Raw genomic sequence first — 13,365 nt, forward strand, 5'->3', positions numbered from 1 at the left:
TAGGCCCAATCGCACACACCGGGAAACTGAGAAAGAAGAATCAAATAGGAGGCGAAATTCATGTCACGCAAAGGCTTTGGACGCATTCTTGGCACGATTTTGGCACTTACCATGCTTCTCTCCCTCTTCCCCGCCTCTGCGGCCGGCCCTGAGCCCGCCGACAGTGTGTACCGCAACGGCAAAATCTATACTGTAAACGAGGATTTCACGGTGGTCAGCGCCATCGCCGTCAAGGGCGACCGCCTGGTATATGTGGGCGATGAGGCCGGCGTGGAGGCCTACATCGGCGCCGATACCAAGGTAGTGGATCTGGGCGGCAAGACCGTCATCCCCGGTCTGGTGGAGGGCCATATGCACGTTACCGGTCTGGGCAGCAGTCTGATGAATCTGGACTGCTTCTGGATGCCCAAGCAGACCATTCTGGATCTGGTAAAAGCGGCGGCCGAGCAGGCCGAGCCCGGTGAGTGGATCCAGGGACGGGGCTGGATGAACACCGTTTGGGAGAACACGGACTATCCCACCAAGGAGGAGCTGGACGCGGTGGCGCCCAACAATCCCGTGTTCCTTACCCGGGCCTGCGGCCATATGGGCTGGGCCAACAGCATGGCCCTGGAGCTGGGCGGCATTACCAAGGATACCCCCAATCCTCAGGGCGGCGAGTATCTGAAGGATGAAAACGGCGAGTTGCTGGGCTGCATGACCGACACCGCCATGGATCCGATTGAGGCTCAGATCCCTGAGCTGACCCTGGAGCAGCAGCGGCAGGGTCTGCTGAAGGCCCAGGAGCAGCTGTTCTCCTACGGCCTCACCTCCGCCATGGACGCCGGCAACAGCATTGAGGTGTATGAGGAGGTCTTTGGGCCACTGTACGAGTCCGGCCAGCTGAAGCTGCGGGTGTACGGTATGATCTCCCACACCGCCGCCGATAATGAGACGGCCCAGTATCTGAAGGACCATCCCATTGATCCGGATAACTATGAGCTGCTGTATGACAATCACCTGAGCCTGCGCTGCGTCAAGATGTTTGCAGACGGCTCCCTGGGCGCCCGCTCCGCTGCTATGCTGGAGGACTACAGCGACCGGGCCGACCACATTGGCGACTACCGCTATACCCAGGAGGAGATTGATCCCATTGTTAAGGTGGCCTATGACGCCGGCTACCAAATTGCCACCCATGCCATCGGAGACGGCGCCAACCATCAGGTGATCAACGCCTATGAAGCGGCCATCAAGGCCAATCCCAGAGAGGACCACCGCCTGCGCATCGAGCACTTCCAGATCGTGGCCCCCGAGGATATCGATCGGGCTCTGGAACTGGGCATCCTGCCCTCCATGCAGACCACCCATGCTACCTCCGATATGCTGGTAGCCGAGGACCGTGTGGGTTCCGAGCGCATCAAGACCTCCTATGCCTGGCGCACCATCCTGGATAAGGGCGGCATCATCCCCAACGGCTCCGACGCTCCCGTGGAGCTGGTCAACCCCTATCATGGTCTGTATGCTGCTGTCACCCGCTGCAACCGTCTGGGCTCCCCTGAGGGCGGCTGGCACATGGAGCAGGCTATGACCCGCGAGGAGGCTCTGCGCTCCTTCACCAACTGGTCCTCCTACGCTGAGTTCAACGAGGATATCAAGGGCTCCCTGGAAGTTGGCAAGCTGGCCGACTTCGTGGTGCTGGACCGTGACGTTATGACCTGCCCCGCTGAGGACATCAAGGACACCCAGGCCCTGATGACGGTTTCTGGCGGCGAGGTAGTCTTTACCCGGGACAACAGCAAGCCCACCATTATGTGGAACGGCCTGCCCCTGACCTTTAACAGTCCCTTCTACACCGAACCCGGCACGATCTATGCGCCGCTGAGCGATCTGGCCAACGGCCTGACCGCCACTGTGACCCGGGACGGCTCCAAGGCCGCCATCACTGTGGAGGACAAGACCGCTGAGGTGGAGATCAAGACCGTCAACGGTGTGGAGTATGTGGGTGTGCGCGCCCTCTTTGAGGGTCTGGGCCGCAACGTGACCTGGTACGGCCTCAGCTCCTGTGTCTCTGTCGGCTGGCTCAAGTAAATTCTCTGTTCCGCAAAGCGGCTCCGGATTGATCCGGAGCCGCTTTTTTGTGCGTGTTTGCTCTTTTCAAACTACTATATCTTGTGTATAATGGAGCATAAAATTGATTCTAACCGAACCAAAGGAGGCGGGAGCATGAACATCCAATGGTATCCCGGCCATATGACAAAGACCCGGCGGCAGATCCAGGCGGATCTGAAGCTGGTGGACCTGGTGGCGGAGATCATCGATGCCCGCATTCCCATTTCCAGCCGCAACCCGGATATCGATGAGATCGTGGGCGACAAGCCCCGGCTCATCATCCTCAACCGGGCGGATCAGGCCGACCCGGCCATGAACAAGGTGTGGGGGGACTGGTTCCGCCAGCGGGGCTGGTGGGTCATGGAGACCAACGCCCGGGACGGCAAGGGAGTCAACCAGTTCTCCACCGCCATTAAGTCTGCCCTGAAGGACAAGATCGAGCAGTGGAAGGCCAAGGGCCTGGTGGGCCGCCCTGTGCGGGCCATGGTGGTGGGTGTGCCCAACGTGGGCAAGTCCACCTTCATCAATCAGGTGGCCAAAAAGAAGTCCGCTAAGGCGGGCAACAAGCCCGGCGTCACCCGGGGCAAGCAGTGGGTCAACGTGGACCCGGGCCTGGACCTGCTGGACACCCCCGGCATTCTCTGGCCCAAGTTTGAGGACGAGATCACCGGAATGCACCTGGCCTTTACCGGGGCGGTGAAGGATGAAATCATGGACCGGGAGACCCTGGCCTGCCACCTGATGGAGATTTTGGGACAGCGGTATCCCCAGGCCATCACCGACCGCTACAAGGTGGAGCCCCAGCCCGGCCTGGCTGGCTGGGAGCTGCTGGAGGCCTGCGGCCGCAAGCGGGGCTTTCTGATCTCCGGCGGCGAGGTGGACACCGAGCGTATGGCGCGGGTGCTGCTGGAGGAGTACCGCAGTGGCAAGCTGGGTAACTTTACCCTGGAGATCCCCCAAGATGTGTAAAGGAGATATACTATATGGATCTGTGGGAACTGGAGCGGGACTGCTGGGCCCAGGGCCATGAATTGGTATGTGGCTGCGACGAGGCGGGGGCAGGTCCCCTGGCCGGCCGAGTATATGCCGCCGCGGTGATCCTGCCCCGGGGACTGGATATCCCCGGCCTCAACGACTCCAAAAAGCTGACCCCTAAAAAGCGGGATCAGCTCTACGATCTGATTATAGAGCAGGCCCAGGCCTGGAGCGTGGCATGGGTAGGGGCAGAGGAGATTGATGAAACCGATATCCTCAGCGCCCGGATGAACGCCATGCAGCGGGCCATTGACGGCTTGAGCGTCAAGCCCGACTTCGCCCTAATCGACGGTAACCGGGACCATGGAAAGCACGGAGCCGTCACCACGCCCCACGCAACAGTTGTAAAGGGAGATTCCCTGTCGGCATCTATTGCTGCCGCCTCCATTCTGGCCAAGGTGAGCCGGGACCGGTACATGGAGGAGATGGCGGAACAGTACCCCCAGTACGCCTTTGAGCAGCACAAGGGATATCCCACAAAACTCCACTATGAACGGCTGCGGCAGTACGGGCCCTGTCCCATCCACCGCCGCACCTTCCTGAAAAAGCTGTGAGCGGGGGAGAGGCCAAGCTGCTGGGCCGTTGGGGGGAGGCCAAGGCGGCGGAGCTGCTGCGGCAGCGGGGTTATACCATCGTTGCCGCCGGTTATCACTGCCGGTTTGGAGAAATCGACCTGATTGCAACGACTGACAAGTATTTATGCTTTATAGAAGTGAAGCTGCGGAAGAATGATTCCTTCGCCCCCGGACGGGCGGCGGTGGACCGGCGGAAGCAGCAGAAGCTGCGTACCACGGCGGAATGCTGGCTGGCGGAGCACCCTGACATGGGGCTTCAGCCCCGGTTCGACGTGGCGGAGCTGTATGCGCCCCAGGGCATGGCTACCCGGGAACCGGAGTTTCACTATTGGGAAAATGCGTTTTAAAAGGAGGCGGGTGCCTTGCCGGAGATCGACGTCTTTGACGGACACTGTGATACGGTGCTGAAATGCTGCCTGGAGGGGGGCGGCTTTGGCCGCAATTCCTATCATGTGGATCTGGAGCGGGGAAGAGCCTTCCGCCGGTACGCTCAATTCTTTGCCCTCTTTGGTCAGCCGGAGGATTTCCCCGGGCTTACACCCCGGGAGACCTTTGAGCGGGAATACCAGCTCTTTTCCCGGGAAATGGAGGCCAACGCCTCTGTGATTGCCCACTGCCGGACGGCAGAGGAGGCGGAGAAGGCCTTCGCCGCCGGGAAGATGGCCGCCTTCCTGTCTGTAGAGGGGGCAGAGCTGCTGGACTGTTCTGTGGAACGGCTGGAGGAGGCCTGTGCTTTGGGTGTCCGGGCGGTCAATCCCACCTGGAACCGGGCCAACGCTCTGGGCGGCACCAACGCAGAGGACACCGACAAGGGCTTGACCGTTCAGGGAAAGGCCTTTGTCCGCAAAGCGGAGGAGCTGGGAGTGCTGGTGGATGTGTCCCATCTGTCCGACCCGGGCTTCTGGGATGTGGCGGATACCCTGTCCGGTCCCTTTTTTGCCAGTCATTCCAACAGCCGGTCTGCGTTTTCTCATCCCCGGAACTTGACCGACGGGCAATTTACTGCCATAATAGAGCATGGCGGCGTGGCGGGACTGAACCTCTACGCTGAGTTTGTGGGCGGTAAGGCGGATCTGGAGGCCATTGCCGCCCATCTGGACCACTGGCTGGAGCTGGGGGGCGAGAAAAACATCGCCCTGGGGGGCGATCTGGACGGATGCAGCCCCCTGGCCGGCAGCATGGCCGGAGTCCAGGACTATGAACGGCTTTACCACTTCCTGCTGGAGCGGGGCTACGGCCTGGCCCTGGTGCAGGATCTGTTCTTCAATAATCTGATGAGGGTAGTGAGCAAAGTATGTACTATGTAAGCACGAGAAACAAACAGGACCGCTGCACCGCAGCTCAGGCCATTGCCCGGGGACTGGCCGCCGACGGCGGCCTCATGACCCCCGAGGTGTTCCCCAAGCTGTCTCCCAACGGCCTGAATACCATGCGGGATATGTCCTACCAGCAGCGGGCGGTCTTTGTGATGAACTCCTATCTGGACGACTTCACCTCCTCCGAGCTGACCTCCTTTGCCAGCAAGGCCTACGGTGGCGCCAAGTTTGACGTACCTGAGGTGGCTCCTGTCCGGCAGGTGGACGACAAGACCTACTGCTTGGAACTGTGGCACGGCCCCACCTGTGCCTTCAAGGACATGGCGCTGCAGATGCTGCCTTACCTGCTCACCGCCTCCCTGAAGAAGAACCAGGAGTCCAAGACGGTGTGCATTCTGGTGGCCACCTCCGGCGACACCGGTAAGGCTGCCCTGGAGGGCTTCCGGGACGTGGACCGCACCCGCATTCTGGTGTTCTATCCCAAGGACGGCGTGTCTGCTATCCAGGAGCTGCAGATGAACACCCAGGAGGGCGGCAACGTGGGAGTCTGCTCCGTAGTGGGCAACTTTGACGACGCCCAGACCGGCGTGAAGAAACTCTTCTCCGACGAGGCCCTGCGGGAGCAGCTGGCAGAGCGGGAGTATTTCCTGTCCTCCGCCAACTCCATCAACTGGGGCCGGGTGCTTCCTCAGATCGTCTACTATATCTCGGCCTACTGCGACCTGCTGCGAGACGAGAAGATCAACAAGGGGGACCCCATTAACGTCTGCGTCCCCACCGGCAACTTCGGCAACATCCTGGCGGCCTACTACGCCAAGGAGATGGGCGTGCCCATCAACAAGCTGATTTGCGCCTCCAATGCCAACAACGTGCTCACTGACTTTATCCGCACCGGTCAGTACGACCGCAACCGCACCTTCTACAATACGATGTCCCCCTCCATGGACATCCTGATCTCCTCCAACCTGGAGCGGATGCTCTTTGCCCTGAGCAACCATGACGACGCCGAGGTGCGGGGCTATATGAACCAGCTGAACACCGTGGGAATGTATAAGGTAAGCCCCGCCATCCAGACCAAGCTCAGCCGCATCTTTGCCGCCGGCTGCTGTGATGATGCCCAGACCCAGAAGGTCATCGGTCAGATGTGGCAGGAGCACCAGTACCTCATCGATCCTCACACCGCCGTTGCCTTTGACGTGCTGGATCAGTACCGGAAGGAGACCGGCGACGAGACCCCCGCCGTGGTGGTGTCCACCGCCAGCCCCTTCAAGTTCTGCGACAGCGTGCTGGGTGCCCTGGGCGTCACCGAGCTGGCGGAGGGGACCGCTATCCTGGATCAGCTGGCCGAGCTCACCGGCGTGCCCGTGCCTGCTCCTCTGGCTGCCCTCAAGAATAAGAGCGTGCGCTTCAGCCAGACCGTCTCCAAGGAGCACATGGTGGACCAGGTGCTGGAGATGCTCAAGTAAATGGCCCTGTTTGTCATTGGCGATACCCACCTTTCCCTGGCCTCCAACAAGCCCATGGATGTATTTGGCGGCGGCTGGGAGGGCTATGTGGACAAGCTGCGGGAGGGCTTTCAGGCGGTAGGCCCGGAGGACACGGTGGTGCTGTGTGGCGATCTGTCCTGGGGTATGAGCCTGGAGGAGGCGGAGGCCGACTTTGCCTTTCTGGACAGCCTGCCCGGCGTCCGCAAGCTGATGCTCAAGGGCAACCATGACTACTGGTGGAATACCGCATCCAAGATGAACCGCTTTTTTGCCGAGAAGGGCTTTTCTACCCTGAAGATCCTCCACAACAACTGCTACGAATACGGTGAGTACGCTCTGTGCGGCACCCGGGGCTGGTTTTACGAGGAAAAAGGGGACCAGAAGGTGTTCAACCGGGAACTGATCCGGCTGGAGGCCTCCCTGAAGGCGGCGGGGGAGAGGAAGAAGCTGTGTTTTCTCCACTACCCGCCCCTGTACCAGGGCTACCGCTGTGCGGAGATCATCGCACTGCTTGAAAAGTATGAGGTGGAGGCCTGTTATTACGGCCATCTGCACGGCGGAAGCCACCGTTTGGCGGTGGAAGGAAAGTACGGTCCGGTGGTCTATCATCTGGTGGCGGCGGACTATGTGGGGTTCCAGCCTCAAAAAATCCTGGAATAATTGAAAAAAACTATGGCAATTTCCGCGCACATCTGATAATATATAACGGATAACGCGAAAGCTGCCCCGTCCTGGACCCCTGTCCGGGCCCCGGGGCTGACAGGAGGAAGTTAACAAGATGAATGTCAAAAGCGTCGAGAAGCAGGAAAAGAGCGCCGTGGAGCTGGTCATCGAGATCGGCGGCGAGGAGTTTGAGGCCGCGGTCCAGAAGGCTTATCTGAAGCAGCGCAACAAGATCAACGTGCCCGGCTTCCGGAAGGGCAAGGCTCCCCGGAAGATCATCGAGGGTATGTTCGGCTCCGGCGTGTTCTATGAAGATGCCATCAACGAGCTCTATCCCAAGGCCTATGCCGATGCCGTGGAGCAGGAGAAGCTGGACGTGGTGTCCTGGCCCAACGTGGAGGTTCTGGAGGCCGGCAAGGACGGCCTGACCTTCAAGGCCACCGTCACTGTCCGTCCCGAGGTGAAGCTGGGCGAGTACAAGGGCCTCACCGCTGAGAAGGAAGAGGTCAAGATCACCGACGAGGATATCGAGGGCGAGCTGAAGCCCTACATCAACCGCGCCAGCCGTATGGTGACCGTGGAGCGTGAGGCTCAGAACGGCGACACCGTGGTCATCGACTTCGAGGGCTTCAAGGACGGCGTTCCCTTTGACGGCGGCAAGGCCGAGGGCCACAGCCTGGAGCTGGGCTCCAGCGCCTTCATCCCCGGCTTTGAGGATCAGCTGGTTGGCACCAAGGCCGGCGACGAGAAGGACGTGAACGTCACCTTCCCCGAGGACTATCACGCCGAGGATCTGGCCGGCGCCCCCGTGGTGTTCAAGGTCAAGGTCCACGAGGTCAAGGAGAAGCAGCTGCCCACCGTGGATGACGAGTTTGCCAAGGACGTGTCCGAGTTTGACACCCTGGAGGCCTTCAAGAAGGACCTGGCCGACAAGCTGACCGAGCGCCGTGAGGCCCAGGCCAAGCGCGCCTTTGAGGCTGCTATCATGGAGCAGGTCATGGACAACATGGAGGTTGAGATCCCCGACGCCATGGTGGCCTACGAGACCGACCAGATGGTGGAGGATATGGCCCGCCGCATCCAGGCTCAGGGCATCCCCTTCGAGCAGTATATGGCTATGACCGGCATGACCATCGACATTGTCCGCTCTCAGGCCGCCGCCGCCGCCATGGAGCGGGTGCGCCGTGACCTGGCTCTGGGCGCCGTTGTGGCTGCTGAGAACATTGAGATCAGCGACGAGGACCTGGAGGCCGAGTACAAGCGTCTGGCCGACGAGTACCACATGGAGCTGGATCAGGTGAAGGCTGCCGCTCCCGCTGAGGACGTGAAGAAGGGCCTGGCCATTCAGAAGGCTGAGAAGGTCATCTACGACAGCGCCAAGGTGGGCAAGGCTCCCGCCAAGAAGAAGACCACCAAGAAGAAGGCCGAGGAGGCCGAGGGTGAGGCTGCCGAGGGCGAGGAGAAGCCCAAGAAGCGCCGCACCACCAAGAAGAAGACCGAGGAGGCTCCCGCTGAGGAGGCTCCCGCTCAGGAGAAAACTGAGGAATAAGACGCCGTGAGGCGGGCATACTTTGAGGTAAGCCTGCCCAAGGGTGGGGATGGTCCGGGGCCCGGGTCTCTGAGAGGGAGGCCCGGCGCCCCGACATCAGAATAAAGGAGTTTCGCAATCATGAGCTTAGTACCCTATGTAGTGGAGCAAACCAATCGGGGCGAGCGGTCCTACGACATTTTCTCCCGCCTGCTCAACGACCGCATCATCTTCCTGGGCGAGGAGGTCAATGCCACTACCGCCAGCCTGGTGGTAGCCCAGCTGCTGTACCTGGAGGCCCAGGACCCGGACAAGGATATCCAGTTTTATATCAACAGCCCCGGCGGCTCCGTCACCGATGGTATGGCCATCTATGATACCATGCAGTACATCAAGTGTGATGTATCCACCATCTGCATCGGTATGGCGGCCAGCATGGGGGCCTTCCTGCTCTCTTCCGGCGCCAAGGGCAAGCGCCTGGCACTGCCCAACGCGGAGATCATGATCCATCAGCCCTCCGCCGGCACTCAGGGCCAGATCACTGATATGGCCATCCACCTCAAGCGCCTGGAGATCATCAAGAAGCGTATGAACCAGATCCTGGCCGACAACACCGGTAAGAATGTGGCGGAAGTCACTGCCGCCTGTGAGCGCGACAACTTCATGTCCGCTGAGGAAGCCAAGGAGTTTGGCCTGATCGACAAGGTCATCTATTCCCGGTAATCTGCGGGGGAGCGGGGAGGAAACGCCCCGCTCCCTTTCCGGCTTTTTACCTGCTCCCATCTGCAACCAATCCAGAGTACGACGAGGTAACGATATGCCAAAAAACGACGAGCGCAAAAGCGTACGCTGTTCCTTTTGCGGCAAGCACCAGGACCAGGTGGCCCGCATCATCGCCGGCCCCGGGGCCTATATCTGCAATGAGTGCGTCCACCTGTGCATGAGCATTCTGGACGACAACTATGACCCGGAGGAGTCCGTGTCCCCCGACATCCCTGATGTAATCCCCACCCCCCGGGAGATCCGGGATGTGCTGGACCAGTATATCATCGGCCAGGAGGATGCCAAGGTGGCTCTGTCCGTGGCGGTATACAACCACTATAAGCGCATCTACTTCGGGGGCGGGGAGGATGTGGAGCTCCAGAAGAGCAACATCCTGCTCATGGGCCCCACTGGCTGCGGCAAGACCCTCTTCGCCCAGACCCTGGCCCGCATCCTGAAGGTGCCCTTCGCCATTGCCGACGCCACTACCCTCACCGAGGCCGGCTACGTGGGCGACGACGTGGAGAACATCCTGCTGCGGCTGGTCCAGGCCGCCGACTACGACATCGAGCTGGCCGAGCGGGGCATCATCTATGTGGACGAGATCGACAAGATCGCCCGCAAGAGCGAGAACACCTCCATCACCCGGGACGTGTCCGGCGAGGGGGTGCAGCAGGCCCTGCTGAAGATCCTGGAGGGCACCGTGGCCAACGTGCCCCCCCAGGGCGGGCGCAAGCACCCCCACCAGGAGTTCATCCAGATCAACACCAAGAACATCCTCTTCATCTGCGGCGGCGCCTTCGACGGCATGGAGAAGATCATCGAGCAGCGTCTGGACAAAAAGACCATCGGCTTCGGCGCCGAGATCCAGAGCAAGAAGGAGAAGGATACCGCTATCTTCAAGGAGGTCCAGCCCCACGACCTGTTGAAGTTCGGCATCATCCCCGAGCTGGTGGGCCGTCTGCCGGTGATCACCACCCTGAACGCCCTGGACAAGGATCAGCTGGTGCGTATCCTCACTGAGCCCAAGAATGCTCTGGTGAAGCAGTACCAGAAGCTGCTGGAGTACGATATGGTGGATCTCACCTTTGACACCGCCGCCCTGGAGGCGGCTGCCGACAAGGCCATTGAGCGTGGTATCGGCGCCCGCGGCCTGCGGGCGGTGCTGGAGGAGGTCATGACCCAGGTCATGTACGACGTGCCCTCCGACCCCACCATTACCAAGGTGACCATCACCGCCGAGAGCGTCAAGGACCATGTGCCTCCCACGGTGGAGCACGACCCGGAGCGCACCCACCGGCCCAGGCTGGGCGGCGCGTCCCTCCGTGCCGAGCACGGCGGAAAGGCCCCCAAGGGCAACGTGTCCTGAACAGAACAGCCATAAGACCAATATAGGAGACAGGAACCGGGAGACTGGGCAGGACCGGCCGCCCTCGGTCCTGTCTCCTGTTTCATATTCCCGAGAGGAGGGAAGTCCATGCAAACCAATCTGCCTGCGGTCATGCCGGCCCTGGCCCTGCGGGGCCTGACCATTTTTCCCAATATGATGCTCCACTTTGACGTGGGCCGGGAGGCCTCCATCAAGGCCCTGGACGAATCCATGACCTCCGGTCAGCCCATTTTCCTGGTAGCCCAGCGGGATCTGGCAGTGGAGGAGCCTAAAGAGGCCGACCTCTACCGGGTGGGTACTATCAGCACCGTCCGCCAGATTCTCCGCCTGCCCGGCGGTAATGTGCGGGTGATGGTGGAGGGCGTCAGCCGCGGACGGCTCCAGTGCCTGACCCAGACCACGCCATACTTCACCGCCCAGGTGGAGGAGATCCCGGAGGAGACCACCTTCCGCCGCTCTGCCCGCACCGAGGCGCTGATCCGTCAGACCTACGAGCTGTTTGAGAACTACATCGACCTGGCCCCCAAGATGACTCCCGACATTCTGCTGTCGGTGCTCTCCAGCGAGGAGCCGGGCTATATCGCCGACTACATCGCCCAGAACCTGCCCATGCGCACCGGGGACAAGCAGGCCATTCTGGAAGAGTTGCGCCCCGTCCGCCGGCTGGAGAAGCTGTGCCAGAACCTCCGCCGGGAGGTGGCCATTCTGGAGCTGGAGCACCAGATGCAGGACAAGGTGCGGGACCAACTCACCCGGAGCCAACGGGACTATGTGCTGCGGGAGCAGCTGAAGGTCATCCAGCAGGAGCTGGGGGAGGACGGCCAGGGGGACAGCGAGCTGGAGGAGTACCGCCAGCGTATTGCCCAGGCCAAGCTGCCCCAGGAGGTGGCGGACAAGCTGACCAAGGAGCTGGGCCGGCTGGAGAAGCAGCCCTTCGGCTCCGCCGAGGCTACCGTGCTGCGCAACTACCTGGATACCGTGCTGGAACTGCCCTGGGGCAAGTATACCAAAGAGCGAGTCAACGTGGAGGCCGCCCGCAAGGTGCTGGATGGGGATCACTACGGCCTGGAGAAGGTAAAGGAACGTATCCTGGAGTTCCTGGCCGTCAAGCAGCTTTCTCCCCAGATGAAGGGGCAGATCATCTGCCTGGTAGGCCCGCCCGGCGTGGGCAAGACCTCCATTGCCACCAGCGTGGCCCACGCCATTCACCGGAACATGGCCCGCATCTCTCTGGGCGGCGTCCACGACGAGGCTGAGATCCGGGGCCACCGCAAGACCTATGTAGGGGCCATGCCTGGCCGCATCATTGCCGCCATCAAGCAGGCCGACAGCTGCAATCCGCTGCTGCTGCTGGATGAGATCGACAAGCTGGGCAACGACCAGCGGGGCGACCCCGCCTCCGCGCTGCTGGAGGTGCTGGACGCCGAGCAGAACGCTACCTTCCGGGACCACTTCCTGGAGGTGCCCTTCGATCTGTCCGACGTGCTCTTCATCACCACCGCCAACACCCTGGACACCATCCCCAAGCCCCTGCTGGACCGGATGGAGGTCATTGAGCTGAGCAGCTACACCGACGAGGAGAAGGTGGAGATCGCCAAGCGCCACCTGATCCCCAAGCAGATCAAGCGCCACGGCCTGACAAAGGCCAAGTTCAAACTGTCCGACGACGCACTGCGTACCCTCATCCGGGGTTACACCCGGGAGTCGGGCGTGCGTATCCTGGAGCGGCAGATCGGCGCCCTGTGCCGTAAGGCCGCTATGCGCCTGGTGACAGGCACTGTAAAGTCGGTCAGCGTTACAGAGAAAAATCTGGAGGAGCTGTTGGGCATTCCCCGGTATCACCCCGACCACATCCCCCAGACCGAGCAGGTGGGCGTAGTCAATGGTTTGGCCTGGACCAGCGTGGGAGGAGAGATCCTGGAGGTGGAGGTGGCCGTGGTGCCCGGCACCGGCAAGGTGGAGCTTACCGGCAACCTGGGGGACGTGATGAAGGAGTCTGCCCACGCCGCCCTGACCTATATCCGCAGCCGGGCCGCCCAGCTGGGCATTGAGGCCGACTTCCACAAGACAAAGGATCTCCATATCCACTTCCCGGAGGGAGCGGTGCCCAAAGATGGCCCCTCCGCCGGTATCGCCATCACCACCGCCATGGTGTCTGCCCTTACCAATATGCCGGTCAAGACGGAGCTTGCAATGACAGGCGAAGTTACTTTACGGGGTAGAGTGCTGCCCATCGGTGGTCTGAAAGAAAAGACCATGGCTGCCTACCGAAACGGGATCCGCACCGTGATTGTTCCGGCGGATAACGTAAAGGATCTGGAGGAGATCGATCCCACCGTCAAGGCGGGGCTGCGGTTTGTGCCTGTGGAGCAGGTGGACCAGGTGCTGGCTGAGGCCCTGGACCTGAAGGTATGTGAACCTGCCCAGCCGCTGGCCCAGCCCCACACCGGGACCCAGACCGCCGAGCGGCCCAATCTGCGCCAGTAAGACGGGGGCAAACCCCCGTCGCGCATACACATTT

General features: G+C 61.2%; 11 protein-coding genes. All 11 read left to right on the plus strand.

The annotated features are described in order from the left end of the window. Positions 1-60: 60 nt before the first annotated feature. The 11 genes from B5G40_RS02275 to lon all read left to right on the plus strand — a co-directional run bounded on the left by B5G40_RS02275 (position 61) and on the right by lon (position 13,331). Positions 61-2,067 (plus strand): amidohydrolase family protein, encoded by a 2,007-nt coding sequence (locus B5G40_RS02275; protein ID WP_087398619.1) that lies wholly within the window; start codon positions 61-63, stop codon positions 2,065-2,067. 135 nt (positions 2,068-2,202) lie between these two features. After that, positions 2,203-3,057, plus strand: coding sequence for a ribosome biogenesis GTPase YlqF (gene ylqF / locus B5G40_RS02280; protein ID WP_087398620.1), 855 nt, complete (start codon positions 2,203-2,205; stop codon positions 3,055-3,057). A 14-nt stretch (positions 3,058-3,071) separates the two neighbouring features. After that, on the plus strand, positions 3,072-3,677 hold the full coding sequence (locus B5G40_RS02285) for a ribonuclease HII (RefSeq protein WP_206407200.1): 606 nt from the start codon (positions 3,072-3,074) through the stop codon (positions 3,675-3,677). Beyond that, positions 3,674-4,045 carry a YraN family protein gene (locus B5G40_RS02290; RefSeq protein ID WP_087268515.1) on the plus strand — a complete coding sequence of 124 codons (372 nt, stop codon included), beginning with the start codon at positions 3,674-3,676 and terminating at the stop codon, positions 4,043-4,045. Before B5G40_RS02285 ends, B5G40_RS02290 begins: the two co-directional genes overlap by 4 nt. 15 nt (positions 4,046-4,060) lie before the next feature. After that, the gene (locus B5G40_RS02295; protein ID WP_087398622.1) at positions 4,061-5,005 is read left to right on the plus strand and encodes a dipeptidase; all 945 of its coding nucleotides are present in this window, start codon (positions 4,061-4,063) and stop codon (positions 5,003-5,005) included. After that, complete coding sequence (thrC, locus tag B5G40_RS02300; RefSeq protein ID WP_087398623.1) at positions 4,993-6,480, plus strand: threonine synthase; 1,488 nt, start codon at positions 4,993-4,995, stop codon at positions 6,478-6,480. Before B5G40_RS02295 ends, thrC begins: the two co-directional genes overlap by 13 nt. Beyond that, positions 6,481-7,161, plus strand: a complete 681-nt coding sequence (locus B5G40_RS02305; RefSeq protein ID WP_087187895.1) for a metallophosphoesterase — start codon at positions 6,481-6,483, stop codon at positions 7,159-7,161. Positions 7,162-7,279: 118 nt separating this feature from the next. Then, on the plus strand, positions 7,280-8,713 hold the full coding sequence (tig, locus tag B5G40_RS02310; protein ID WP_087398624.1) for a trigger factor: 1,434 nt from the start codon (positions 7,280-7,282) through the stop codon (positions 8,711-8,713). Positions 8,714-8,833: 120 nt separating this feature from the next. Continuing rightward, positions 8,834-9,415 (plus strand): ATP-dependent Clp protease proteolytic subunit, encoded by a 582-nt coding sequence (locus B5G40_RS02315; RefSeq protein ID WP_087187897.1) that lies wholly within the window; start codon positions 8,834-8,836, stop codon positions 9,413-9,415. 94 nt (positions 9,416-9,509) lie between these two features. Further along, positions 9,510-10,823, plus strand: coding sequence for an ATP-dependent Clp protease ATP-binding subunit ClpX (gene clpX, locus B5G40_RS02320; protein ID WP_087398625.1), 1,314 nt, complete (start codon positions 9,510-9,512; stop codon positions 10,821-10,823). 108 nt (positions 10,824-10,931) lie between these two features. Further along, positions 10,932-13,331, plus strand: coding sequence for an endopeptidase La (gene lon / locus B5G40_RS02325; RefSeq protein ID WP_087398626.1), 2,400 nt, complete (start codon positions 10,932-10,934; stop codon positions 13,329-13,331). The last annotated feature ends 34 nt before the right edge of the window (positions 13,332-13,365 follow it).

The organism is Flavonifractor sp. An9 (genome assembly GCF_002161245.1).
Lineage (GTDB): Bacteria > Bacillota > Clostridia > Oscillospirales > Oscillospiraceae > Flavonifractor > Flavonifractor avicola.

Coding starts and splice junctions, on each gene's coding strand:
- clpX (WP_087398625.1), top strand. CDS start 9,510: ATGCCAAAAAACGACGAGCGCAAAAGCGTACGCTGTTCCTTTTGCGGC.
- lon (WP_087398626.1), top strand. CDS start 10,932: ATGCAAACCAATCTGCCTGCGGTCATGCCGGCCCTGGCCCTGCGGGGC.
- B5G40_RS02275 (WP_087398619.1), top strand. CDS start 61: ATGTCACGCAAAGGCTTTGGACGCATTCTTGGCACGATTTTGGCACTT.
- B5G40_RS02305 (WP_087187895.1), top strand. CDS start 6,481: ATGGCCCTGTTTGTCATTGGCGATACCCACCTTTCCCTGGCCTCCAAC.
- tig (WP_087398624.1), top strand. CDS start 7,280: ATGAATGTCAAAAGCGTCGAGAAGCAGGAAAAGAGCGCCGTGGAGCTG.
- ylqF (WP_087398620.1), top strand. CDS start 2,203: ATGAACATCCAATGGTATCCCGGCCATATGACAAAGACCCGGCGGCAG.
- B5G40_RS02285 (WP_206407200.1), top strand. CDS start 3,072: ATGGATCTGTGGGAACTGGAGCGGGACTGCTGGGCCCAGGGCCATGAA.
- thrC (WP_087398623.1), top strand. CDS start 4,993: ATGTACTATGTAAGCACGAGAAACAAACAGGACCGCTGCACCGCAGCT.
- B5G40_RS02315 (WP_087187897.1), top strand. CDS start 8,834: ATGAGCTTAGTACCCTATGTAGTGGAGCAAACCAATCGGGGCGAGCGG.